Annotated in this window: 26 protein-coding genes; 18 read left to right on the top strand and 8 right to left on the bottom strand. The window is 35.8% G+C overall.

Translation table 11 applies throughout. The annotated features are described in order from the left end of the window. Window positions 1-119: 119 nt before the first annotated feature. The 3 genes from DYR29_RS11045 to DYR29_RS11035 all read left to right on the top strand — a co-directional run bounded on the left by DYR29_RS11045 (window position 120) and on the right by DYR29_RS11035 (window position 2,230). Complete coding sequence (locus tag DYR29_RS11045) at window positions 120-740, top strand: DUF5715 family protein (RefSeq protein WP_213280506.1); 621 nt, start codon at window positions 120-122, stop codon at window positions 738-740. Window positions 741-803: 63 nt separating this feature from the next. Then, a complete protein-coding gene (locus DYR29_RS11040) occupies window positions 804-1,583 on the top strand; it encodes a hypothetical protein (protein ID WP_249413671.1) in 780 nt (259 codons plus the stop codon). Between the two features lie 17 nt (window positions 1,584-1,600). After that, complete coding sequence (locus DYR29_RS11035; RefSeq protein WP_213280504.1) at window positions 1,601-2,230, top strand: hypothetical protein; 630 nt, start codon at window positions 1,601-1,603, stop codon at window positions 2,228-2,230. A 2-nt stretch (window positions 2,231-2,232) separates the two neighbouring features. On the opposite strand, the gene DYR29_RS22930 is transcribed toward DYR29_RS11035, so the two are convergent. Next, the gene (locus DYR29_RS22930; RefSeq protein WP_274608431.1) at window positions 2,233-2,367 is read right to left on the bottom strand and encodes a hypothetical protein; all 135 of its coding nucleotides are present in this window, start codon (window positions 2,365-2,367) and stop codon (window positions 2,233-2,235) included. Between the two features lie 63 nt (window positions 2,368-2,430). Between DYR29_RS22930 and DYR29_RS11030 the strand changes: the two genes are divergently transcribed. From DYR29_RS11030 to DYR29_RS10980, 11 genes are all read left to right on the top strand, one after another. Next, window positions 2,431-3,012: a sensor histidine kinase gene (locus DYR29_RS11030; RefSeq protein ID WP_249413670.1), complete on the top strand. Its 582-nt coding sequence runs from the start codon at window positions 2,431-2,433 to the stop codon at window positions 3,010-3,012. Further along, window positions 2,981-3,658: a response regulator transcription factor gene (locus tag DYR29_RS11025; protein ID WP_047420705.1), complete on the top strand. Its 678-nt coding sequence runs from the start codon at window positions 2,981-2,983 to the stop codon at window positions 3,656-3,658. The genes DYR29_RS11030 and DYR29_RS11025 overlap by 32 nt, the downstream gene beginning before the upstream one ends. Before the next feature lie 151 nt (window positions 3,659-3,809). Next, window positions 3,810-5,162, top strand: coding sequence for a T6SS phospholipase effector Tle1-like catalytic domain-containing protein (locus DYR29_RS11020; RefSeq protein ID WP_213280503.1), 1,353 nt, complete (start codon window positions 3,810-3,812; stop codon window positions 5,160-5,162). 225 nt (window positions 5,163-5,387) lie between these two features. Continuing rightward, the gene (locus DYR29_RS11015) at window positions 5,388-5,636 is read left to right on the top strand and encodes a hypothetical protein (RefSeq protein ID WP_213280502.1); all 249 of its coding nucleotides are present in this window, start codon (window positions 5,388-5,390) and stop codon (window positions 5,634-5,636) included. A 135-nt stretch (window positions 5,637-5,771) separates the two neighbouring features. Next, window positions 5,772-7,697, top strand: coding sequence for an ABC-F family ATP-binding cassette domain-containing protein (locus DYR29_RS11010; protein WP_213280501.1), 1,926 nt, complete (start codon window positions 5,772-5,774; stop codon window positions 7,695-7,697). Window positions 7,698-7,843: 146 nt separating this feature from the next. After that, on the top strand, window positions 7,844-8,200 hold the full coding sequence (locus DYR29_RS11005) for a hypothetical protein (RefSeq protein WP_167498839.1): 357 nt from the start codon (window positions 7,844-7,846) through the stop codon (window positions 8,198-8,200). A gap of 258 nt (window positions 8,201-8,458) precedes the next feature. Further along, window positions 8,459-10,852 (top strand): TonB-dependent receptor, encoded by a 2,394-nt coding sequence (locus DYR29_RS11000; protein ID WP_213280500.1) that lies wholly within the window; start codon window positions 8,459-8,461, stop codon window positions 10,850-10,852. A gap of 18 nt (window positions 10,853-10,870) precedes the next feature. Then, window positions 10,871-11,458 (top strand): hypothetical protein, encoded by a 588-nt coding sequence (locus tag DYR29_RS10995; RefSeq protein WP_213280499.1) that lies wholly within the window; start codon window positions 10,871-10,873, stop codon window positions 11,456-11,458. 138 nt (window positions 11,459-11,596) lie between these two features. Next, window positions 11,597-12,931, top strand: coding sequence for a trigger factor (locus DYR29_RS10990; RefSeq protein ID WP_213280498.1), 1,335 nt, complete (start codon window positions 11,597-11,599; stop codon window positions 12,929-12,931). 160 nt (window positions 12,932-13,091) lie between these two features. After that, the gene (locus DYR29_RS10985; RefSeq protein WP_213280497.1) at window positions 13,092-13,778 is read left to right on the top strand and encodes a hypothetical protein; all 687 of its coding nucleotides are present in this window, start codon (window positions 13,092-13,094) and stop codon (window positions 13,776-13,778) included. Between the two features lie 152 nt (window positions 13,779-13,930). Then, window positions 13,931-16,795 (top strand): M16 family metallopeptidase, encoded by a 2,865-nt coding sequence (locus tag DYR29_RS10980; RefSeq protein WP_213280496.1) that lies wholly within the window; start codon window positions 13,931-13,933, stop codon window positions 16,793-16,795. 75 nt (window positions 16,796-16,870) lie between these two features. Here DYR29_RS10980 and DYR29_RS10975 read toward each other — a convergent pair whose 3' ends face one another. Then, window positions 16,871-17,455, bottom strand: coding sequence for a DUF3109 family protein (locus tag DYR29_RS10975; protein ID WP_047378893.1), 585 nt, complete (start codon window positions 17,453-17,455; stop codon window positions 16,871-16,873). Window positions 17,456-17,461: 6 nt separating this feature from the next. After that, entirely contained in the window at window positions 17,462-18,367 is a 906-nt protein-coding gene (locus tag DYR29_RS10970; protein ID WP_213280495.1) for a DUF6427 family protein, read from the bottom strand. Window positions 18,368-18,409: 42 nt separating this feature from the next. On the opposite strand from DYR29_RS10970, the gene DYR29_RS10965 reads away from it, so the two are divergent. Then, entirely contained in the window at window positions 18,410-18,643 is a 234-nt protein-coding gene (locus tag DYR29_RS10965; protein WP_047378891.1) for a DUF6341 family protein, read from the top strand. Window positions 18,644-18,727: 84 nt separating this feature from the next. On the opposite strand, the gene DYR29_RS10960 is transcribed toward DYR29_RS10965, so the two are convergent. The 5 genes from DYR29_RS10960 to DYR29_RS10940 all read right to left on the bottom strand — a co-directional run bounded on the left by DYR29_RS10960 (window position 18,728) and on the right by DYR29_RS10940 (window position 21,865). Then, window positions 18,728-19,165, bottom strand: coding sequence for a universal stress protein (locus tag DYR29_RS10960; RefSeq protein WP_142717734.1), 438 nt, complete (start codon window positions 19,163-19,165; stop codon window positions 18,728-18,730). Between the two features lie 59 nt (window positions 19,166-19,224). Continuing rightward, window positions 19,225-19,830 (bottom strand): fumarylacetoacetate hydrolase family protein, encoded by a 606-nt coding sequence (locus DYR29_RS10955; RefSeq protein ID WP_213280494.1) that lies wholly within the window; start codon window positions 19,828-19,830, stop codon window positions 19,225-19,227. 57 nt (window positions 19,831-19,887) lie between these two features. Further along, complete coding sequence (locus DYR29_RS10950) at window positions 19,888-20,310, bottom strand: putative signal transducing protein (protein WP_249413669.1); 423 nt, start codon at window positions 20,308-20,310, stop codon at window positions 19,888-19,890. 2 nt (window positions 20,311-20,312) lie between these two features. After that, window positions 20,313-21,077, bottom strand: coding sequence for a 3'-5' exonuclease (locus DYR29_RS10945; RefSeq protein WP_213280493.1), 765 nt, complete (start codon window positions 21,075-21,077; stop codon window positions 20,313-20,315). Window positions 21,078-21,151: 74 nt separating this feature from the next. Next, window positions 21,152-21,865 (bottom strand): CDP-alcohol phosphatidyltransferase family protein, encoded by a 714-nt coding sequence (locus DYR29_RS10940; protein WP_213280492.1) that lies wholly within the window; start codon window positions 21,863-21,865, stop codon window positions 21,152-21,154. Between the two features lie 89 nt (window positions 21,866-21,954). Here DYR29_RS10940 and DYR29_RS10935 point away from each other — a divergent pair, with 89 nt between their 5' ends. The 3 genes from DYR29_RS10935 to DYR29_RS10925 all read left to right on the top strand — a co-directional run bounded on the left by DYR29_RS10935 (window position 21,955) and on the right by DYR29_RS10925 (window position 25,660). Further along, the gene (locus DYR29_RS10935) at window positions 21,955-23,883 is read left to right on the top strand and encodes an LTA synthase family protein (RefSeq protein ID WP_213280491.1); all 1,929 of its coding nucleotides are present in this window, start codon (window positions 21,955-21,957) and stop codon (window positions 23,881-23,883) included. 146 nt (window positions 23,884-24,029) lie between these two features. Next, on the top strand, window positions 24,030-24,449 hold the full coding sequence (locus tag DYR29_RS10930) for a DUF2147 domain-containing protein (protein ID WP_213280490.1): 420 nt from the start codon (window positions 24,030-24,032) through the stop codon (window positions 24,447-24,449). A gap of 230 nt (window positions 24,450-24,679) precedes the next feature. Beyond that, complete coding sequence (locus DYR29_RS10925; protein ID WP_047378880.1) at window positions 24,680-25,660, top strand: pyruvate dehydrogenase complex E1 component subunit beta; 981 nt, start codon at window positions 24,680-24,682, stop codon at window positions 25,658-25,660. The last annotated feature ends 41 nt before the right edge of the window (window positions 25,661-25,701 follow it).

Below are 25,701 nucleotides of genomic sequence, written 5' to 3'. Positions count from 1 at the left end.
ACAAAATCGGTAATTTGGTGTAAAGTTTGTTTGGGATTTATTTATAGAGTATTATAGTAGGTTTTGAAAGATATAACATAAATGTTTTATCTTTCATTTGTAATTTAAAAGGATGGTGAATGAGAAAGTTTTTCTGTGTGGTCTTTGTACCCTTTATTTATAGTTTACATTATTCGCAGGCAGCGAAAAAAGCTTTTCCCTGCTATGATCTTACTACTGTATTGAAGGTTGAACCTACACCGCTTTATAAACCCCATCTTGATGCTTCAAAGAGTTTTGGAATACAGCTTCTGAAAGATTCCAAAACAGTACAGAAGTATATTAACAAAGGTAAATTCCACAAAATAAAAAAATCAGGAAAAGGATATCAGGTCCAGAGACTGGATTACAGCAGGGCTTATATGGTATCCAAGGCCAAAACTACTCTTGAGAAAATAGCTTCCAAGTTCAGTAAAGATACAAAAGGCGGTACTTTTACCGTTTCATCCATTACCCGTACTCTTGAAGACCAATGCAGGCTGAGAAGAGTGAATTCTAACGCCTCACTAGGGATTAGTTCTCACAATTATGGCAATTCTTTTGACATTTCTTATGTAAGATTCAACAACGTTCTGAAGTACAATCCGAAAATGGAAATAGCACTGGAGAAAGTTTTAAAGCATTATCAGAATGCCGGTAGAATATATTACATTAAAGAAAGGCAACAGAGCTGTTATCATATTACAGTGAAAAATTATTAATTAAAATCTTACTTGCATAGCATGTTTAGTTTACATATTTTTATAGAACTAAAAACTATGCTTATGTCAACATTAAACATTGTAGACTACATGCTGCCTGTAGAAGAATGTAGAGCAGCATCAAACGAATGGAAAGCACATTTCTCGGACTTTTCCAAAATTCAAAAGCTGATTCCTACTAACTATGTTTTTAATATTTCCAGTGAGCACCTTGAGTGGATGAAGGGCTTTAAGGATTATAAAGACTTTTGTGCAGCAGTAGGAGTTTATAGAGATCGTATGATTCTTATTTTTTATCCTATGAATAATGAAGGGGAAAAAATAGATGTCAAAGAATATCCATACAGTTTCCTTACAGAACTTGACAGAGACCTGAGACTACAGGAAATTCAGGAATATACTGTTATTAAAAACGCTGTTCTTTCTAAAAATCTTGAGAGCACAGAGAAAAATGCCAATATGGGATTCCCGGTTTCCAATACACCTATTCTTGAGCAGGATATAGCTGTATCAGCTATTGAACGTTGGAGAACCGAAGGTATGGAATGGTTTTATAAAGAAAGCAGAGAAAATGAAGGCATTGGAATTTTCAGAAAATTCTATGTTCCTACCGCAGACCTTTGCCTTGAGGATGACGGTTTGCTAGGTATTACCTGTTCTTTTGGACTTAGATACAATGATATCTATGGAAAAATGCTGGTAACTCTTATTTTTATTTCTTCCAGAGCGAATCTTAGAAATTCGGAGCTGGGAGCAGAGACCATTTCCAATACATATGACTGGGCGAAACCATGTCCTCCTATCTGCCGTATTCCTGATGTAGATGTAGGAAGTGGATTTTAAAAACGATAAACTGAGGAATGGCTGGACTTTATAAAGCAATTTTATTCCTGAACTATGCACTGCTTCTATCTGTTATACTGCTGGGAGCAGCAAAATACCGCATATTAAACCAAAAAGAAAAGCAGTATTTTTATTGTATTGCTTTTCTTTTTTTTATTGAACTGCTGAATCTGGCACTGCCTTATATCTTCAGACTCAATGATACATCATTTCTTTATCCCTTTTATATCGCAGGAGAGTTTTTTTTGCTGACAGGTTTATTTATCAGAAAACTGGATTGGCCGAAGTATGTTCTGGGGCTTACAAGTTTGCTGGCAGGAGGTTTTATGATTTCAAAATATGGGTTTGATTATCCGTCCAATGCAGATATTGCAAAGGTGGTTTCCAATATTGTAATCATCTGCCTTTCCGGGTTTACCCTGATCCGTGAGATTAAAAATACCTCTGTACAGAATCAGAATCGTTTTATTCTGGTAGATGCCAGTATTTTTTTCTACTATTCCGTTTCGGTATTTATTTTTATCATTCAGCACCAGATTGCAGAGCTGTCGGAAAACGATTATTATATTATTCTCAGTGCCAATAATATTCTTTCGAGTATTTTGTACTGTTCATTTTTATATACTTTTATCAGATTAAAGAAGTAACTTTAAATATCAATCTGCTGATCCTTATAATTGTTACCATAACAGTTATAGTATCCTTTATTCTGCTTGCCTACAGAGCTTTTATAACCAGAATTATCAAAGAGAAAAACGTACAGCATGAAGCTGAAGTTCTTCATCAGAAAAAATTAGTACTGGAAAACATTAAAGCGCAGGAAGAAGAAAGGAAGAGAATTGCAGTGATGATTCATGATGATATCGGAAACCGCCTCAATATTCTCTCTTTATGGTTGAATAATCTTGATACCCAGGGTGATGAGCTGATTAAAAAAAATATCTACGGCCAGATGTCTTCCCTGATTGATGCTGCCAGAAGTATTTCCCATTCATTGTACCCTGTAAATCTGGAATCGGTAGGATTGGTTTTATACGTTGAAGAATTAATAGCCAACCTTTCCCATAAAATTAATATATCCCTGCAGGTGATGCCCGGATATGAAAAGAAAGATCTTTTCGCAGAAGTGCAGCTGTACCGGATTATTCAGGAGTTTACTACCAATGTAATCAAGCATTCTGAGGCAACTGATCTCTGGATCTATATTAAAGATTATCCTGAAAATACGGCTGTTATTATTTCTGATAACGGACAGGGTTTTGAATATGAAGAAGTAAAAAAAGGAATGGGAATAAAAAACATAGAATCCCGTATCAAATCTATGAACGCAACACACAAATGGAAAAAAACTTTTTCGAATAAAGGAAGTCGTTTAATCATAAAAATTCCAAAATATCATGAGTTCCCAAATCAAACTAGCGCTGATTGATGATGAACAGCTGATCCTCGAAGGGGTAAAAATGTTGCTGTCCAATGAAAAAAATATATCGGTATGCCTTACTGCAGATAACGGCCCCGATTTTATAGATGACCTCGGAAAACTTTCAAAAAATGAATTTCCTGATATTGCCCTTGTAGATGTTCAGATGAAGCCGATGAACGGTTTTGAACTGGTAGAAATCCTGAAAGAAAAATATCCCGACCTCAAAATCATTATCCTTTCATCCCATTATAAAACCTCTATTCTCGGATATATGGTCAAATTGGGAGTATCAGCATTTCTTCCTAAAAACTCCGATAAAAAAACATTTATTGATGCCATCACGATGGTTGATAAAAATGGAGTTTTCTTCACGGCAGAAGACCATCAGATGCTGTTTACTTACATGAATGGTTCTGCAAAGAAAAATTCTCTTTTTGAAACAGAAGATGAGCTTTCTGAAAGAGAAAAAGATGTGGTAAAACTCATCTGCCAGGAATTTACAAATAACGAAATAGGAGAAAAACTCTTTATCAGCCCCAGAACCGTAGAAAGCCACAGGCAGCGTATTCTGGAGAAGATAGGAGCTAAAAATACTGTGGGAATAGTGATTTATGCTATCATTAACAATATTTATTCCCTTGAAAAAATGTAATCGGATTCCGTAGAAATACGGAATTTTTTATTTGGTACTTTTCACTCTACCTAACCTTGTTTTTCTTCTGTTATTTTGGAATGTCTCTTTTAGGGATTTTATTTGAAAAAAACACAAACAGGATCTGTAATAAAAAAATTAAAGTAAAAACATGAATGGCAGTAGAGTGATTTCCGTCGGGATTTTCTTTGACGGTACAGGAAATAATGGAGTAAATATTCTTTCACCGGATAAACCGCTGAACAACAATGAGAGTTATTATGGTACGTTCACCAATATCTATAAATTATACAGTTTATTTATTGGAGATGAAAAAATATATATCGAAGGAATTGGCACTGTAACGGGCAGTGAGGATAATAATTTTGCTATGGCAACATGTGCAAATCCACCCTATGGTAACGGATATTCTTCCGATGATAAACTTCAGAAAGCGGGAGATTTTGTACAGCAGATTATTCATGATCAGACAAAAGAATACCACTTTTATATCTATGGATTCGGAAGAGGAGGAATGCTCGCAAGAACTTTTTGCAATCAGCTTTTAACTCATTATTCTTTGGAAAATTGCAGAATAAAATTTTTAGGAGCTTTTGATACGGTAGAATCCAAACCTTTTAATACTTATAATCTGAATATTCCTAGCCAGGTAGAGAATGCTTTACATATTTGCGCAGTCAATGAAAGTCGTTTCTTTTTTCCGCTTACCGGATTTTTTGAGAACTCAAAAATAATGGAGGATCGGAAACTGGAAAATACGTCTTCCGTTTGGAAAGAAATCTTTGTGCCGGGTGATCATGCTGATGTTGGGGGAGGATATCTTGAAGGGCCGCAGTCTGTTTATATTTCTACAAACTTCATTCACATTGATGATCTGCATCGTTATGTTTCGGATATCAGAAATGAAAAAACCAATGCTGAAGGAAATAAAATCTGGAATGCACTGCTTTCCGGATATGAAATTGAGATCACCAATGGTCTTTCACAGGCATATGTGTGCCGGGATAAAGTATACAATGACCTTTCAAAAGTATATGGGAAGCTGATGCTGGAAGAAACCAATGCTCAAGTATCCATTTTCAGTACAGAAAACGATGCGTATTTTGGAACAGATTATAATAAGCATCCTTTTCTCAGTCGGTTTTACATCAAAATAAAAGAATATGTAAAGGATCTTTCTGCAGGTAAAAAGCCAATCTATGATTTCGGGAAATTTGCAGACTATACCCATATTTCAGCAAATTTCGGACTTTATAGCAACAGTTTTCTGAAAAGATCCCAGCGGGAAATTAATATTGAATTGATCAATAACGGATTAAATGTTTCCAGCAGCACTTCTGTTGACCAAACCGGTCAAACAAGGCTTTCCGCTGAGCTCCATCTGCCGGAAGACAGTTTTGTGGCAGATTTTCTGTACGGAACCAGTGTTCCCAATAATGATATATGGGATCGTTCCATTTTAAGAACACCGGCAGCTATTACATTGAATGAAATTAAGAATTAATACCAACAACTTCCCAGTTTTAAATTTAGGTTAGGGGACATCATGTTAGGTGTTCCCTTTTAATTATAAGATATCGGGCTCAAATGAGTATAAGTACTGAATTTGAAATTTGGTAGGTTATACTGTAGTTTTTGGATTTTAATTCTCGTTATTTTGAATTGTTCATTTGTGAATGTTCAATAAAAAAATCGAAAATAAACTCAAATCACTAAAAACAAAATAATTATGAAAGTTTCAGAATGGCTTAAAAAAGCAAATAAACTTTTAGATACGTGTGAGGCTGAAATCAGTATCAAAAACGGCAGTAAAAAAATAACAATGGCTCAGGCTACAACTTTAAACGAGCTGCAGCATGAGATAGGATCTCACCATGGGATCAGACAGGTAACTTATAAAGAGGCTGCACAAAGTCTTAAAGAAATGATTGCAATGGTAGAAGCAGGGCAGAAAACGCCGCCGCTTACACCTGGATAAATAGTATGTAAATCAAGTACATTTAAGGGAAAAGTGGTCCGTTTTGGGCTGCTTTTTTTATTTCTGGGCTATTCATTTCTTTTTCCGTATTTTTGCACCCGAAAATTCATTATTCATTACTAATTATTAATTAAGATGCTTTCGGTTCAAAGTTTAGGATTACACCATTCAGGAAATTATTTATTTCAAAATGTCAATTTCACCATTAAAAAGGATGATAAAGTTGGTCTCGTTGGTAAAAACGGAGCAGGAAAATCCACTTTATTGAAAATGCTGTCCGGAGAAATTAATTTCTACGAAGGAGAAGTTGTGACTGAAGGAAGTGTTACTATAGGTTTCCTGAAGCAGGATCTTGATTTTGTAAAAGGAAGAACGGTTTGGGCTGAAACCATGCAGGCTTTTGAGCAGATCAACGCATGGAAAGATGAGCTTGAAGAAGTGAATCACCAGATGACGGTAAGAACAGATTATGAAAGTGATTCCTACACGGATCTGATTAATAAAATGACCGAACTGAATGACCTTTTAATGAACCACGATGCCTACAATCTTGAAGGTGACATGGAAAAAGTGTTATTTGGTTTAGGATTTAAAGCAGATGATTTTCAAAAAATCACCGATGAATTTTCCGGAGGGTGGAGAATGAGAATCGAATTGGCAAAATTACTTCTTCAGAAGAATGATATCATGCTTCTCGATGAGCCTACCAACCACCTGGATATGGAATCTATCATCTGGCTTGAAAACTTTTTGAAAGACTATCCTGGAGCCATTGTTCTGGTAAGTCACGATAAACAGTTTATGACAGCGGTTTGTAACCGTACTTTTGATATCAACAACAAAAAAGTTGACGATTATAAAGCCAATTATTCCAAATATCTTGTCATGAGAGAAGATCGCCGTGAAAAACTGATTCAGGCTAAAAAGAATCAGGATGCGGAGATCAAGCAGATGGAAGATAACATTAATAAGTTCCGTGCAAGTGCTACAAAAGCATCTTTTGCGCAGTCACTTATTAAGAAACTTGATAAAATAGAACGTATTGAAGTTGATAACGAAGACGTTTCAAAATTCAATATCCGTTTCGTACAGTCTATGGTTCCCGGAAAGATCATCTTTGAAGCAGAACACCTGGGAAAAGCTTACGGACAAAAACAGATCTTTGATGATGTAGACTTTATCGTTCAGAGAGGAGACAGAATTGCTCTTTTAGGGCAAAACGGACAAGGGAAAACAACTTTGGCTAAAATTTTGGCGGGAGATATTAAAGATTATTCAGGAACATGGAATCTTGGGCATAACGTTAATATCGGATACTTTGCACAGAATCAGGAAGAGGTTTTAACCCCTAATAAAACGGTTCTTGAAGAAGCAGAAGATGCTGCAACGGAAGAGACAAGACCTAGAGTAAGAGATTTATTAGGATCTTTCCTTTTTCAGGGAGATGCGGTTACCAAGAAAACCAAAGTGCTTTCCGGAGGAGAGAGAAACCGTCTGGCACTTTGTAAACTGTTACTTCGTCCTTTCAACACGTTGATCATGGACGAACCTACCAACCACCTTGATATTCAATCTAAGGAAATTATCAAGCTGGCACTGCAGAATTTTGAAGGTACCTTAATTGTCATCTCGCACGACAGGGAATTCCTTCAGGGACTTTGTGATAAGATTTATGAGTTCCGTGACGGGAAAATGAAAGAATTCCTTGGAGATATCAATGAATACCTTGAATACAGACAAAAGGAAACAATCAGAGAAATTTCTGCAGAAAAAGCCAAACTTCATCAGGAAGTAAAGGTAGAACCTAAGAAAGTGGAAGAAAAACCAGCTGCAAGCAGTCAATCTTCAAATATCGTTAGTAAAGAACAGAAAAATATTCAGAATAAAATCAAGAAAGTAGAAGAGAGAATTTCCGAACTTGAAACAAAAATAGAGGAAATGGAAGCTTCTTTTGCCAAAGAAAACCCTTCAGATGAAACCCTGGAAAAGTACAATAAAACCAAGGAAGACCTGGATACAGCTCTACAGGAGTGGGAATGTCTTGGTACACAGCTTGATTAAATAAAATAGAAATGCTTCATAAACTAAAAATTATGAAGCATTTTTTTTGTAACAAAATCGCGCTCATTTCTACATATTATCCATAGTTACAAGTAATTTAATAAAAGTTTAAGGAAACAATTAAATTATTTTCATAATTTTGAACCATGATTTTTAAAGAAAGCAGAAACCTAAAGAGTTTTATCTCCAAGCTATTGTTTGGAGTGTACTTCCTCGCGCTGCTTTCTCAAAGCTTTCACCATCATGATTCAGTAGACTATTTTAAGGCTTTTAATCTTAAAAAAGTTGAGAACACGGTGACGAAAGCAGTTACTAAAGAGAAAGCTGGCGACTGTCTGGCCTGCCACTTTTTGGTGACCGGACATACATTAGCTCCTGAAGAATTCAGTTTTACTTTTGAGCATTACAGCCATGAGGTAAAACAAATCATCGCCATCCAGGAGAAAATCTGGTCTCAGACCAAATTCACTTTTCAGCTTCGGGGGCCGCCCGCACTTTCCTAATTCATAGATTCTATAGGGTTTAAAGTTTGATACTTAAAGTTTAAAGTTTAAAGTTTAATGTTTAAGATTTAAAGTTGTTAGATAACAACAGATAGCTTGTAATTGATATTTAGTTACAGCTTCTGATTTCTAATTTTTCATTAGACATTATACTTTTTACATCGTACAACGTACATTTTACAATCAAACCCAACCCTTCCCACAAATTTTAACGACAATTGTACCTATCAAAAAAGGGTACGCAATCAATCTATTACAATGAAATTGATATATTGCCTGCTGCTGATCTTTTGCGGATCAGTATTTATAAGTGCACAAAAAACCTATACTGTAGAAGGAACCGTTCAGGATTTTCACGATAAAAGCTTATTGGAAAATGCTGTAATTAAAATCGGAAACTTCACAGCTAAAACCAATAAGAAAGGTAAATTTTCTTTTGACAAGATCCCTGCAGGGAAGTATACACTCATTGCTCAGCATCCTGATTGTGATGATTATACTGAAAATATAGGAGTTGATCAGGATGTTCAGCTGGTTATTACGCTGGAACACCATGTCAAGGATATTGAAACGGTAACGATTCATGGAAGCCATAAGAACAACGGAAGTATGGTTGTGAAAACTATTGATAAGTCAATGATTTCAAGAAATATTACCGAAAACCTTGGAAATCTTTTAACAAATATTTCCGGTGTTAATGTTCTTAAGACAGGAAATAATATTGCAAAACCTATTATCCATGGACTTTATGGAAGTCGAGTTTCTATTCTGAATGATGGAGTAAAATTGGCCGAACAGGAATGGGGAGTGGAGCATGCACCCAATGTAGATGTCAATAATTTTGAACATATTGATGTCATAAAAGGGGCATCTGCCTTGAAATATGGAGGTGGAGCTGTAGGCGGGGTTGTTGTTTTACAGCCTCAAGTCTTACCTAAAAAAGATACTATCATGGGAAATGTTTCTCTTTCCGGAATTTCTAACGGGAGAGGAGCTGATCTTAATGTAAAACTTGCGAAAACCTGGGAAAACGGCTGGGCCATAAAAACCAATGGAAGCTATAAAAAACTTGGAGACCTTGAAGCTCCTGATTATGGTTTGATGAATACCGGTCTTGAGAGTTCGGGATTTAACTTTGGGGTACAGAAAATGACATTTGAAAAAGGTTTTTCATTTGATTATTATCTGACAAAAAGCACAGTGGGAATCCTTAGAAGCTCTCATGTAGGAAATTCTGAAGATTTGCGTAATGCTCTTACATCACCGGAACCCATCTATAAGAGAGATTTTAGCTATGATATTGACAATCCTAAACAGGAAATTGAGCATCATATTGCTAAAGTATCTGCATATAAAAGATTTGAAAATTTCGGAAAAATAACGGCTACTTACAGTTTCCAGTACAATCATAGAAAAGAATATGATATCAGACGTACGGAAGAACTGAGTAAAAAACCAGCTTTGGATTTGGAATTGATAACTAATGAATTGAATGTAAACCACCTGATAGAAAGAGGAAACTGGAATCTTGAAACAGGGATTAATGCAGGATATCAGAACAACTATTCCAATACCCAGACGGAGGCAAGACGTCTTGTCCCAAACTATGACAGATATTATGCTGGAATTTATTCAGTATTAAAATATAAAATTGCACCTCAATTGGATCTTGAATTGGGAGGCAGGTATGATTATGATCATTATGACGTAACAAAATGGTATGATCTGAGTGACTGGAATAAACAATATGCTGCTGATTATTCTGATTTTGTAGTGAGAATAAACCAAAACAGAATTCTTACAAAACCATCTTTAAGTTATAATAATATTTCAGTAAACGGAGGAATTGTCTATCATCCGTCAGAATATTTTGACTTGAAATTCAATTATGCCAGAGTTTCGAGGTCTCCGAATGTTGCTGAACTTTTTGCAGATGGACTTCACCATTCTGCAGCCATTATTGAAAGAGGAGATATGAGAATGAAAAGTGAAACAGGAAATCAGTTTAATTTAGTAGCGGACATTAAAGCAAATGTTTTAAAAGGATTGAATATTTCTGTAAACCCTTACTTCTTTTATACTCAAAATTTCATCAATCAAATTCCTACGGGATATCAGAATACACAGTGGGGAGGAGCTTTCGTAGTCTATAATTATCAGCAGATCAATGCTAAAATGTATGGATTAGATATTGATGCTCAGCTTAAAATCACAGATAATCTGACCTACAAGGGAAGTGGTTCCTACGTTTATGGTCAGGATACAACTCACGATGTGCCACTTATTCTCATGATGCCTCCGAATTTTAATAATTCATTGGAATTCAATAAAAAAGAGTGGAAAGGCTTTTATTTTACAGTAAGTAATAATACTTATTTAAAACAAACGAGATTTCCGGTTTATAATGTTCCAATCCGATTATTTGATTCTGACGGAAATGCTTACAATGAAGAAGTGGATATTTCTACACCTCCAAGCGGATATTCCCTTTGGAACATTCAGACAGGGGTAAATCTGTCTAAAAATTTCGGAATTGATTTTTCAGTTCGAAATGTATTCGATACGTCTTACAGAGATTATCTGAACAGACTTCGTTTCTTTTCCAACGAGATGGGAAGAAACTTTATTTTAACTCTTAAATATCAATTTTAATTACTTAAAATCAAAAAAATGAAAAATATTTTTAAAAATACAACACTTATATTAGGACTTTTATTCTTAGCTGTTTCTTTAAGCTTAACTTCATGTAACAGAAGTGATGATGAAGCGGATGACCTTCCTCAGGAAGAACTTTCAGATGTTCTTTTAAGAGTAACGGATCAGGCTACAGGAACTGCTGTAGTTTATGATTATCAGGTGAACAGTACAACAAACCCGAATGTTAAACTAGTAAACGGACATACCTATAACGTAGAAGTTATTTTCAAAAATGGAGACGAAGATGCTACTCAGGAAATTAAAGATGCAAAAGATGAACATTTCTTAGTGTATAACTTTCCAAACTCTGATATTACTTTAACACGTACAGATGATGCCAATTCTACGAGAAAAGATGGAAGCCGTGTTGGGTTGAAAACAAAATGGGTGGTAAATACTGCTGTAAAAAATGCATCTGCCCCTAGTCAGCTGGTTCTTACCTTATTCCATGAGCCGGTAACCGTTTCTGAAGCTTCTGCTGTGAGTGGAAATGGGGTGATTTACGGAACTCATACAGGAGGAGAAACAGACGCACAGGCCAACTATAATATTATTAATTAATATACCTTTAATCTTGTTTGGACCACCGGAATCCTCCGGTGGTTTTTTATTTAACAATATTTGGCGTTATAAGTTGATTTTAAATGGGTGATTTTCATAAAAAATTCATATTTTTGCAACCTAAAATTTTAATCAATAATGAAGGTTACCGCACAAAACCATGATGACGTAAGTGCATTGCTTACAGTAACATTGGAAAAATCTGACTACAAAGAAAAAGTAGAGAAGCAGTTGATTAATTATGCTAAAAATGCGCAAGTTCCTGGATTCAGAAAAGGGAAAGTGCCTTTGAGTATGGTTAAAAAACAATATGAAGCAGGTATTGCATTTGAAGAAATCAACAGACAAGTTTCTGATGCTTTAAACAACTATGTTAATGAAAACAAATTAAGATTAGTTGGTCAGCCTGTTCCTCAGCCAGTAAACGAATTAGATTACAATGCTGATCAATTAGAAGTTGCTTTCGAAGTAGGATATGAGCCTGAATTCACTATAGATTTAGCTAAATATGAAGCGCCTCACTACAAAGTAGAAGCTTCTGACAAAGAAATCAGCAAGAGTATTGAAAACATGCAGAAGCGTTTCGCTGAGCAGGTTCCTCAAGATAAAATCACTAAGGATTCTTACATTGCTTTAGAAGTTTCTCAGGTTGTGGAAGAAGATGCTGAAGGAGAGCACCACCACCACCCAAAAAATCTTACCATTACAGCTGAAAACAAAGAAGCTTTCAAATTGGTAAAAGGTTTGAAAATGGATGGATCTGTAAAAGTAACGAAAGAAACTCTTGCAGGTGATGAAGAATTAGCTAAAGAATTAGGATTCAGCAAAGAAGAAGTAGAGCACCTACACCACAATGAAGTAGAAGTAAAAGTAAAAGACTTCTATACATTAAACTTAGCTGAACTTAACCAGGATCTATTCGACAAAGTATACGGAGAAGGAAACATCAAGACTGAAGAAGAGCTTAAAGATAAAGTGAAAACTGAATTGGATGAGTACTTCCAGCAAAATGCTGATGTTCACTTTGTGAATAAAGTATTAGAGCAGGTAACTGATAAAGAAGAAGTAAAACTTCCTGAATCATTCCTTGTGAAGTGGTTATTATTCTCTAATCAGAATATCCAGTCTGAAGATCAGGCTAAAGAAATTCTTGAAGCTGAGAAAAACCAATTGAAATATCAGATCATCGAAGGTAAATTGATGACTGAAAACGAAATCAACCTTGACTATGCTGACGTATTGGCTCAGGCTGAGCAGTTAGTTAAAAATCAATTGGCAATCTACGGAATCCACCACTTAGGAGATGAAGAAATCCAAAAATATGCTGTTGAAATGTTGAAAGATCAGGAGCAGGTAAGACAAATTTCTTCTGAAGTAGCTATGGCTAAATTGAAAGATGTAATTCTTGAAAAAGCGAGCAAAAAAGAAACTAAAATTTCTCACGACGAATTTTTAGAAGAACTTAAGAAATAATTATATCTGATATAAATATTTGAAAACCGTCATTTTTGGCGGTTTTTTTTATGATGTAAATATTAATCACTTATCATTCATCACTTATCATTCATCATTCATTATTTATCCGTATGTCCGCCAATATTCCTATATTTACCCTTTAAACTTATTATATAATATGAAAAAGATCATCATATCGTTTTTCTGTGCTGTACTTTTCTCAGTACCGGCAGCAGCTCAGAAAAAAGCAGCCGTAGTAACTAAAACAGAAGCTGTAAAATCTAAACTAACCCCTAAAGAAGTTATTGACAATTATTTCAAAGCATTAGGAGGAAAAGATAAACTGGAAGCTATAAAATCTACCATTACTGACAACACAGTAGCTGTACAGGGAATGGAAATTCAGATGACAACTAAGAAATTAGGAAATAAATTCAAATCCGTACAATCTTTTATGGGGAAGGAAATGATTCAGCTGTTTGACGGTGAGAAAGGATACTTTGATCAGATGGGAACTAAAACTGATATTCCTGCTGATAAGATTGCTGACTTGAAAAAAGGGAAACCTATTGATGCTCTGGCTTTTGATGCTTCAAACTTCCAGACTGTATCTACAGAGAAATTAAACGGAAAAGACTATAATGTATTATCTTCAGATAAAGGAAAGTTTTATTTCGATGCAGGAACCGGACTTTTATATAAGACGGATGCAGGAGAAGGAAATGCAACCATTAAAAGTTATATGGCCGTAGATGGAATACAGTTCCCTGCTGAACTGGATGCTGAAGGTGGAGGTCAGAAAATGACAATTAAAACGAACAAAGTTGTAATCAACTCCGGAGTTACGGATGCTGATTTTAAATAAAAAATCGCTTTTTAAGATATTTAAACCGGGTATTTCCCGGTTTTTTTGGTATATGGATAAGTTTAACTCAAATTTAACTATAAAATGAATTCTGTAATTTCTTCACATTGTGAATAATTGTTAGTTTTAAGCCGTAAATAAAATCAAATACCATGAAAAAAGTCTTATCTTCATTTGCGGTCATCTTTTTGATGTCAGCAAATGCCTTTGGACAGAATATTCCAGTGGATCCTTCTGTACGAATTGGTACCCTTTCCAACGGAATGAAGTACTATATCAAAAAAAATACTTTACCGGAGAAAAAAGTAGATTTCCGTCTGGCCATCAATGCCGGATCAATTCTTGAAGATGAAAATCAAAGAGGATTGGCTCACTTTATGGAGCACATGAACTTCAACGGAACCAAAAACTTTCCAGACAATAAATTAGTAGACTTTTTACAGTCTATCGGAGTGAAATTCGGACAACATCTTAATGCTTACACCAGCTTTGATGAAACGGTTTATATGCTTCCCGTTCCATTGGATAAACCGGGGAATCTGGATGCCGGACTGAAAGTAATGGAAGACTGGGCATTCAATGCAACCCTTTCCGATGAGCAGATCAATAAAGAAAGAGGAGTGGTGTTGGAGGAGCTAAGACTGGGTCTTGGAGCTGATAAAAGAATGATGGATAAATATCTCCCGAAACTTTTATATAAATCTCAATATGCAGACCGACTTCCGATTGGTAAAAAAGAAGTATTGGAAAACTTCAAACCTGATGTAATCAGAAAATTCCACCAGGACTGGTACAGACCTGATCTTATGGCGATCATTGTTGTAGGAGACATCAATGTAGATGAAATTGAAAAGAAGATCAAAGATAACTTCAGCAAATATAAAAAACCTTCAAAACCCAGAGAAAGAAAATCTTTCGACCTTCCGAACCATAAAGAAACTCTGGTAGCTATTGAAACAGATCCTGATGCTACCAATTCTATGGTACAGTTTATCATGAAAGATGCTGATGCTTATAAACCGGATGTAACGGTAGAGCAGTACAATCAGAGTCTTGTTGAAAACCTTTCAACAACGATGCTTAACAACAGGTTGAGAGAATTGATCAACTCTACAAATCCGCCTTTTACTTTCGGATCAGTATACCACGGGGGAACTTATGCAAGAAGCAAAGAAGCTTTCCAGGGATTTGCCATGGTGAAAGAAGGAAACCAGCTGAATGCACTGAAAGTTTTACTGGAAGAGGTTGAAAGAGCAAAAAGATTCGGATTTACCCAATCTGAACTTGACAGAGCAAAATCTCAGGTATTATCCAACCTTGAAAGATCTTATAACAACAGAGATAAGACAGAAAGTGATATGCTGGTTGGTGAGTATGTAAGAAATTTTCTGGAACAGGAGCCAATACCTGGAATTGCGTGGGAATATGAAGATACCAAGTCTTTCTTACCATCGGTTACCCTTGCACAGACCAACGAAATCATCAAGAAAATGGTGAAAGATGACAGCAGGGTGATTGTAATTACAGGTCCTAAAAAAGATAATATCACCATGCCTACAGAAGCAATGGTTGTGAATACATTTGATGCTGTAAAAATGGCTGATCTGAAACCTTATGAAGAAAAGGCCACCATCAAAAATTTGGTAAAACCTTTCAAATCTGAAGGAAAAATTGCTAAAACAGAAACTGACGCCAAGCTGGGAACAACAACCTGGACATTAAGCAACGGTGCTAAAGTGACTTTCAAGAAAACTGATTTTAAAGATGATGAAATTGTATTCACGGCGAGAAGCTTAGGAGGAAGTTCTCTTATTCCGGATGCAGATTACAATAAAACACAGTTTGCATTTTCTGCACTATCAGAAGCGGGTGTAGGAGGATTCTCTAAAGCAGATCTTACCAATTATCTTGCCGGTAAGCAGGTGAATGTAAATCCTATGATAACTTCTCTTTTCGAAGGGGTTTCAGGAAGAACAACCCAAAAAGATTTAGGAACAGCCATGGAGCTTATGTATGCCTATTTTACAAATTTAAATTACAATCCGGCTTCCTTCAATGCTTACAAAGAAAAGCAGTCTGCCATGCTGAATAACCTGTTGTCTAATCCACAGACTTATTTTGCAAGCGAACATGCTAAATTCATGAATCAGAAGAACCCTAGATTTATCGGTCTGTTCCCAATGGAGAAAGATTGGGAGAATACGGATTATAAAAAAGCATATGACATCTATAAAGAGAAATTTTCCAATGCCGGAAACTTCCATTTCTATTTTGTAGGAAATATAGATGAAGCGAAATTTAAAGATCAGGTGCTGCAGTATATTGCAAGTCTTCCTTCATCAGGAAAGGCCGGCATGTTCAAAGATACAGGATACAGACAGATGACCGGAGATTATACCAAGGTCTATAAAAAAGGAAAAGATCCGAAGAGTATGGTAACCATTTCTTATGCAGGAGAAGCTCCTTATAACGAAAAAGAAGCATTGGCTTTATCAGCCCTTGGAGAAGTGGCAACCATCAAAGTGATCGAAAAACTGAGAGAAGATGAAAGCGGCATCTACGGTGGAGGAGCTAGAGGAGGATTGAATAAAGTTCCTTACAATTCCTACAATTTCAGCATCAGCTTCCCTTGTGGCCCTGAGAATACTGAGAAACTTACGAAAAGTGCTATTGCTGAGCTTCAGAAACTGATTGATAATGGCCCGGAGCAGAAAGATCTGGATAAATACAAAGAAGGAGAATACAATGACAATAAAACAGAACTGAAAGACAATATGTTCTGGATGAATGCTATTGCTAAAAACCAACTAGACGGAAGTGATAAATATGACATCCTGAACTATCAGGAAAAAGTAAAAGCGCTTACCGTAAAGGATCTTCAGGATGTTGCTAAAAAATACCTTACAAAAGGTAGAATTGTAGCCACTTTGATGCCGGAAGACGGTTGGGAAAAGGCTAAAAAAGAGGAAACTAAAAAAACAGAAGTAACTACTGTAAAAGCAGGAGCTGCTAACTAGTCCTACTTTTTACTTACAATAAGAAAACCGCAGAGAAATCTGCGGTTTTTGTTATTTAATTCAAATCCTTATAGGTTAAGAACCATATTCTTTTTTCCACTCGTCAGCAGCTCCACTCAGAACATTGTAGAATTCTTCACCATATTTTCTGATCAATGGAGTCTTTAAAAACTTATAGACAGGAACCTGAAGTTCTTTTCCAAGCGTGCATGCATCGCTGCATACATTCCATTCATGATAATTCAAAGCTGTGAATGCAGAATATTCCGTAACACGAATAGGGTACAGGTGGCAGGAAATAGGTTTCTGCCAGTCTACAGCACCATCCTCATAGGCTTTTTCAATACCACATTTGGTAATTCCCTTTTCGTCAAACGTTACATATGCACATTCGCGGTTCTCCACCATAGGAGTAACATACATTCCGTCGTGCGGATCAGTAGTCCATGTTCCCTGCTCTTCAAGGGCTTTGATGCCTTCCTGAGTAAGGTAAGGTTTTATTTTATCAAAAATACTGTCCAATATCTCAAGCTCGTTTTTATCCAACGGAGCCCCTACATCTCCTTCCACACAACATGCACCTTTACATTTCGTAAGGTTGCAAACAAATTCTTCGGAAAAAATTTCCTCAGAAATCAATTTATCGTCTATCTGAATCATAATTTTCTAAAATAAATCAAAAACTGTACCTGCTTTAAAGGTCAGTAAACTAATAATAATAAGCCATACACTGGCTTCACGCATCCAGTATTTAGGTAAAAATCTCATCATTCTGCTCAGAATAATACTTGAAGGAAATGCCAGAAGCAGCAGATATTCATAGCTCTTATTCATATACAGGACGATGGAAACAAGCTGCGCCATCGAAAAGACCAGCAGGAAAGTATATTTATACCTGCTTATCGGGCTTTTCTTGTTATAATTTTTAAAATGGTCATATACCGCATAAATAAGCATCAGAACCACAGGAATCAGTGGCAGAAGCTCCGTATAATCCGTTACTGGCTTCATCTTTCCAAATGGGAAATAATCTATATTCCAGGAAGTGAACTGAACAAAATACATCACAGAGAAATAACTGAAGGTAATCAGAACAATTCCCAGCAGGAATCTGAAAAGGTTCAAGGTGATTTTGGCAGAGGTTGCAATCACGTGGATGATCACAAAAACAGCCATCGGCCATGTGGTAGGAAGGAAAATAAAATTCAATGCCACAATAGACCCTACCAATACATATGATTTCTTTCTGATATCTTCATCTGCACTGGTCAGAAGAAGGATAAGAAAGGAGTTTGTAAGCAGTGAAACTGCAATTCCTATATCCAGATTTCCGGGATACAGCCCGAAAATGAAAAAAGTATATAAAAATAATGGAAGATGCGTCTGATAATTAAGGGCAATACTGTGAAAACAAAAATATCCCAAAGCAATTCCCAGAAAAGTTATTCCGGCAACAATGGCTTCGTAAGTATTGAAATTCAGTATGTTAAATATTACGACTACTAAAAGAAGAAAACCAATATAAACAGGAATTGAAAAAATATTGCTTTCTTTTGAAAGTAATTTAAACATTTTTTATAAATTTGTACAAAGTTAATTTAAAAAAGGAAAATAATGACGTCTTTCTTTCTATTCTTAAGTAAAGTTTTCAAATGGAGTTTCGGGTTCTTTGATAATTTCGGTAATGTTCTAAATTGGATTCTATTTGCAGTTTGCTGTGTATTATTTACTTATTGGTGCTATGTTCTTGTAGTAACATTAGGTGGAGACAAAGACAAAGACTATTATTCTCCAACGGAAGGTAAGCATCCTTACTACGATCCGAATATCTACAAAAAAGAAGGTTAATTAATTGGTTATATAGTAAAAAACCGATCAGACAATATGTTCTGATCGGTTTTTTTATTACTAACGATTAAAATTTTCTTTTTCTTAGTCGTGAATTGGAAGTACCAGAACAGGAATACTTGAACTTTTAGTAATTCCTTTGGTTAAGCTTCCCACGAATACATCATAGATTCCGCTTCTGCCATGTGATCCCATCACAATATAATCTGCATTTTTTGCTTTTGCATGTTCCAGAATGATATCTTTGGCAAGTCCTTGTTTTAAAAGGTGCTCACAATCGATATCATGAGCGATAATTCTCTGCTCAATTTTATTAAGCTGTACCAGCTCTTCTCTGATTTCATTGGCTTCCACTTCCGGAAAATATTGAAATCCCATATCACCAATGGCAAAGCCAATATCTGATGGCGCTACATGGATAAGGTAAATTCTGCCGTTAAGCTGTTTTGCAAATTTTATGGCACCGTCTACCAATTGGTCTGTCTTGTCCCCAAAATCTACGGGTACTACAATATTTATCATAACCTCTAATTTTGTTACCTAAAGATAGTGAAAATTTGCCAAACTCTGATGTTAAATACTTATAATATTCGGATATCAAGGATTTTTTCCTCTTCGAGATAAGCCTCCAGAATATCATTTTCTTCTACCTTTCCAACTCCTTTTGGAGTTCCTGTGAAAATAAGGTCACCTACTCTTAATGTAAAATACTGAGAAGCGAAGGCAATAATTTCATCAAAATTGAACATCATATCTTTTGTATTGCCATCCTGTACCTTCTCCTTGTTCTTCAACAATGAAAACTGAAGGCTCTCAAGGCTGAAGTTCTCCTTTTTGAAGAAACTGCTTACTACGGCAGAACCGTCAAAACCTTTAGCAAGCTCCCATGGAAGCCCTTTTGATTTTAGCTCACTCTGAAGATCTCTCGCTGTGAAATCTATTCCCAGGCCTATTTCTTCATAATGCTTATTAGCCGTTTCTTTCTGAATATATTTTCCTCCCTTGGAAATTTTTAATACCACTTCAAGCTCGTAGTGAATATCATTTGAGAATTCAGGGATGTAGAAGTCATTTCCCTTTAGAACTGCTGTATCCGGTTTCATAAAAATAACAGGATTCTCAGGAATTTCATTTCCTAATTCTTTTGCGTGTTCGCTATAGTTTCTTCCTATGCAGATGATTTTCATAATTCTTTGAATATTTTAAACCTGATTTGATACTTATAGTAGGATCAGGGAGTCATTTTAACGCTTAAATTCATTACCACAGTAATAACAGTGATATAGGTTGGCCGGAATTTTTACGGGTAATCCCAAAAACAGTACACTGATCCCGAATATTCCACCAAGCCTTTCATCCTGGTAGATATGATTGGAACCACATTTCGGGCAGACAAAATCAAACTCAGGATTTTCAATGGTGTGTTCTACTTCCAGCGAATATTGTTCATTGTCTTTATAATCCTGCAATACCTCTTTGGCTTTCTCAAGATCTTCTTCAAAAACCTGAAGCTGTATCCCGCCTACAGCCTGCGACAGAAGCCAATCCGACTGGATAAGCTGTTCATTTGCAATGAAGCTGTTGATATCGTTTTCAGCCAATATCTGTTTGTCCCTGTTAGCTTCAAGGGCAGTTTCATAAAATTTAAAACGAACCAGATCAGACATATTTAAAATCTGCTTGAGAGTTGAATTTTTGTGAAAATTTTCTTCGTATACAACGGAAAGTCAGCATTCTGAAGCCATCCGAAATATCCTAAATCTTTTTGAAACACTGCTTTCACACCCTGGCCTTTATATTTTCCAAAGTTGAAAACTTCTTCCATTTTTTCATTATATCCGATAAATCCGGCAAGATCTGCATTCTTATTATGGAATGTAAATTCACTTAATGGCGCAATTTCATTCGGGATATCATCATATTTTCCTACTTGTGCATCCAGAACCTCAAAGGTTGCCATTACATCAGCCTCTGCAGAATGGGCGTTTTCCAGTGTTTTACCGCAGTAAAACTGGTAAGCCGCTCCTAAATTTCTAGGTTCTTTCTTATGGAAAATAGTCTGTGCATCTACCAATCTGAATTTACTCAGATCAAAATCCATTCCTACTCTTAAAAGCTCTTCAGCCAAAAGCGGAACATCAAATCTGTTGGAATTAAATCCTCCAAGATCACTTCCGGTAATCATTTCCATAATTTTAGAAGCAATATCTCTGAAGGTAGGTGCATCTTTTACATCCTCATCATAAATTCCGTGGATCTCACTGCTTTCTTTAGGAATAAGCATTTCCGGGTTGACACGCCATGTTTTGCTTTCTCTGGAAGCATCAGGATTTACTTTTAAGATGCAGATTTCAACAATTCTGTCTTTTCCGATGTTGGTTCCTGTTGTTTCAAGGTCAAAAATACAAAGTGGTTTATAGAGTTTTAAATTCATGTTGATCATTAATAATTTGAAAATGTGTTTTACTTAAAATAAGATGATAAAACCTTATGTAAATTCTTTAATTTCTATTTTAACTGTCTCTGAAAAACAAGAGACACCAATATATAATAAATAACAAGCATCGGAATTCCTACCACCTGAAATAGGGCAAGAATAGCAATACCTCCTACCAGTAATACAACTTTAGGATAATTGTCTTTTAATTGTTTGGATTTGAATTTCATAGCCATCATCTTTATCGGGCTGATCAGAAACCATGACGTAAGAAGCGTCAGCAAGATCAGCAAGAGTTCATTATCGAACAAAAAGCTAAAAGTTCCGGTTTCTTTAAAAGCATAATAAAGACCAAACAATAAAACAGTGTTGGTTGGCGTATTCAATCCTTTGAAATAATAACGCTGCTCTTCATCAAGGTTAAAGATAGCAAGTCTCAGGCAGGAAAACACCGTAACGATCAATCCGAGATATTTAATTTCAAACGGAAAGTGAATCCCAAGAAGCTCAGCACCAAACGGTTCAAGAGCTTTATACATAGTAAGTCCCGGAATGACACCAAAGCTTACCATATCCGCAAGAGAATCCAGCTGAAGTCCCAGATTGGAATTTGATTTTAAAGCTCTGGCTACAAAGCCGTCGAAAAAATCGAAAATAGCAGAGAGAATAAGACAGATTGCCGTAGTCTGATAATCTCCTAAAATTAGATGTATTGCTCCTACACAGCCTGCAAATAAGTTAGCCAGGGTTAAGGCGTTGGCCAGATTATTCTTTATAAAATTCATAACCACAAAATTACAGTTTTTAAAAATTCTAACTCAAAATAATCTGCACTAAAAAATGCATTAAAGTGATTTTGATGTAAATTTGCCCCATGAAATTTTTAAAAGGATTTAGAAAACAGGAAGTTCTGGCATTAGTTTACAGGATTTTTTTAGCCTATGTTTTTTATCAGATTGCCAGGCTTTTATTCTGGTATTTTAATAAAGATCTGATTAAAGTTGACTCTGTTTCAGAATACATAAAGCTGGCCTTCCATGGTACAGCTTTCGATACCACTGCTATTTTATACGTCAATGCATTATTTATACTTCTTAGTTTATTGCCTTTGGTGATTAATACAAAAAAAATCTTTCAGAAAATACTTTTCTGGCTGTATTTTATCACGAACGGGATCGCTTATGCGATGAATTTCGGGGATTTTATTTACTATAAATTTGCACAGGCAAGGCTTACCTCTGCCGTATTTCAGGTGGCTGAACATGAGTCCAACGTCTCTCAAACGCTGATGATCTCTGTGGGAGAGCATCCTTTTGTGCTGATTTGGTTTATTGTTTTAATGGGATTGTGGGTTTTCCTTTACAAAAGAGTAAAAGTGGAGGAGGCGAAGCCTTTGAAATTAGTTCCTTATTTTATTACTTCCATTGTTACGTTGTGTATCACTGCGGTATTGGTTGTAGGAGGAATAAGAGGAGATTTCAAACACAGTACAAGGCCTATTAATATGGTAGATGCTACCCGTTTTGTTACCAATCCACTGCAGGGAAATATGGTGCTCAACAGTACATTTTCCTTTTTCAGGACTTTAAATACCAATAATTTTAAGGAAGTTCATTTCGTAGATGAAAAATATATTGAAGAAAATGTACAGCCTTATAAAGTATATGACAGAAAAGTGGATAACCGTCCCAATATTGTTATTTTCATTGTAGAATCTTTTGGAAGAGAATATTCCGGAGCGTTCAATAAAGATAAAAATATTAAAGATTACGTTTCTTACACTCCGTTTATGGACAGCCTGGCTGGCCAGAGTTTGATATTCCCCAATACTTTTGCGAATGGAAGACAGTCAATTCATGGGATGAGCAGCGTATTGGCCGGAATTCCGAGTCTTACGGATGCATTTACTGGATCACCTTATTCCAACCAGAAAATTCAGTCTATTGTGTCTGTTTGTAATGATCTTGGATATGATACTTCTTTTTATCACGGGGCCCCGAATGGTTCCATGGGCTTCCTTGGATTTGGAAATATTTTAGGCTTTAAACACTATTTCGGAAAAACAGAATACAACCATGATGAAGATTTCGATGGAATGTGGGCCATATGGGATGAACCTTTCCTTCAGTATTTTGCTAAGAATGTAGGAAAGAAGCAACCTTTTATGACTACCGTATTTACGGCATCATCACATCACCCTTTTAAAATTCCTGAAAAATATAACGGTAAATTTAAAAAAGGAAAGATTGAAATCCATGAGCCGATACAGTATACGGATTATGCCATTAAACAATATTTTGAAACGGCTAAAAAGCAGCCTTGGTATAACAATACCATCTTTGTTTTCACCGGAGATCATACCAATCAGGTGTATTATCCGGAGTACGAAAGAGCGATGAACCGTTATGCCGTTCCATTGGTTTTCTATTCTCCGAATCCTGCTTATCAGTTGAAAGGTGTAAGCCAGGAGATCGCACAACAGGCAGACATATATCCTACATTGGCTGATCTTATCGGGTATAACAAACCTATCAGAAGCTGGGGAAGAAGTCTGGTAAGTGAAAAAAAGTATCCTTTTATCGTTGTAAATTCAGATGGAAGTACGGATCAGTTTATGATCGGGAATTACATTTATCGCTTTGACGGAAAAGAAATTATCGGTGTGTATGATAAATCTGACCTGAGTCTTGAAAAAAATATACTCAATGAGGCTAAAAATGCTGAAGTAGAGCAGGGGAAGAAAACCGCAAAAGCATGGTATCAGGACTATATGGATAGAGTGATTAACAGGAAGCTTTATTAAAAACGGTTAGCTGGGGACGGGTTTTTCTGCTTTTCTTTATCTCTTTATGCTTTGTATAATAAAAGTTTTTGTTCGTTGAAAATTAATTTATATTTTTAACAATACGTAGATAAGAATATTGTATTAAAATTAAAACTATAAGAAATATGAAAAAAATATTGTTAACGTTCGCGCTTTCTCTATGTGGTGTACTTACATTTGCACAGATAGAAGGCAAGTGGAAAACAATAGATGATGAGACAAAACAGGCAAAATCTATTGTTGAAGTATTCAAAAAGTCAGACGGGAAATATTATGGGAAAGTTTCTCAGTTATTAATAAAACCAGCTGATCCCAACTGTACACTTTGTAAAGATGACAGAAAGGGGAAGCCAATTGTAGGATTGGAGATCATCAGAGGATTGAAAAAAGACGGTGATGAGTTTACCGGAGGAACAATTACAGACCCTAAAACGGGGAAAACTTACAAGTGTACCATTACAAGAAGCGGAGATAAGCTGAACGTAAGAGGTTACTTAGGATTATCTCTATTAGGAAGAACCCAGGTTTGGGAAAAAATGAATTAATTTAAGTTTAAATAGAATTTTAAATGACATTTCAGAAATGAGGTGTCATTTTTTGTATAGATAGGAATTTCTTCAGTACCTTCTAAAAAATTACAAAGAACTGAGTCTACAGGAGAAAAATCAGTTTTAAATAAAATTAATAAAAAGACTTCTCGCTTAAATGAAGAGTCTTTTTATGATGTGTATAATAAAAAATCACTATTTTTGTAGTCTAAATTTTTCGAATAAATATGGCAGAATATACTTTTCGTGAGGTAATTGCACAGGCAATGAGCGAGGAAATGCGTAAAGACGAATCCATCTTTTTAATGGGGGAGGAAGTTGCAGAATACAATGGTGCTTATAAAGCTTCAAAAGGAATGCTGGATGAGTTTGGTCCTAAAAGAGTAATCGATACCCCAATTGCAGAACTTGGTTTTACGGGAATTGCTGTTGGTGCTGCGATGAATGGTAACAGACCAATTGTAGAGTATATGACCTTCAATTTCTCATTGGTAGGAATTGATCAGATTATCAATAATGCTGCAAAAATCCGCCAGATGAGTGGTGGTCAATGGAACTGTCCGATTGTTTTCCGTGGACCTACAGCTTCTGCAGGACAATTGGGAGCTACCCATTCTCAGGCTTTTGAGAACTGGTTTGCCAACATTCCTGGCCTTAAAGTAGTGGTTCCTTCAAATCCTTACGATGCGAAAGGGTTGTTGAAAACAGCAATTCAGGATAATGATCCGGTTATTTTCATGGAATCTGAGCAGATGTATGGAGATAAAATGGAAATTCCTGAAGAAGAATACTACTTACCATTAGGAAAAGCAGATATCAAGAGAGAAGGTACAGACGTTACTTTGGTTTCTTTTGGTAAAATCATGAAGCTGGCTTTACAGGCTGCTGAAGATATGGCTAAAGAAGGAATCTCTGTAGAAGTTATTGACCTTAGAACAGTTCGTCCTCTTGATTTTGATACTATTCTGGCATCAGTGAAGAAAACAAACAGATTGGTTATTTTGGAAGAGGCTTGGCCATTTGCGTCTATATCTTCTGAAATTACTTATATGGTACAGCAAAAAGCATTCGACTATTTAGATGCTCCTATCAAGAGAATTACAACTCCTGATGCACCTGCACCTTACTCTGCAGCATTATTTGCAGAATGGTTCCCTAAACTTGAAAAAGTAAAAGAGGAAATTAAAAAAGCGATGTACGTAAAATAGTTATAGAGAAAAACTTCCGAAAGGAAGTTTTTTCATTTATT

Source organism: Chryseobacterium indologenes, assembly GCF_018362995.1.
Taxonomy (GTDB): domain Bacteria; phylum Bacteroidota; class Bacteroidia; order Flavobacteriales; family Weeksellaceae; genus Chryseobacterium; species Chryseobacterium indologenes_G.
The sequence above is the reverse complement of the archived record's forward strand: the minus strand, read 5'-3'. Positions and strand labels throughout refer to the sequence as shown.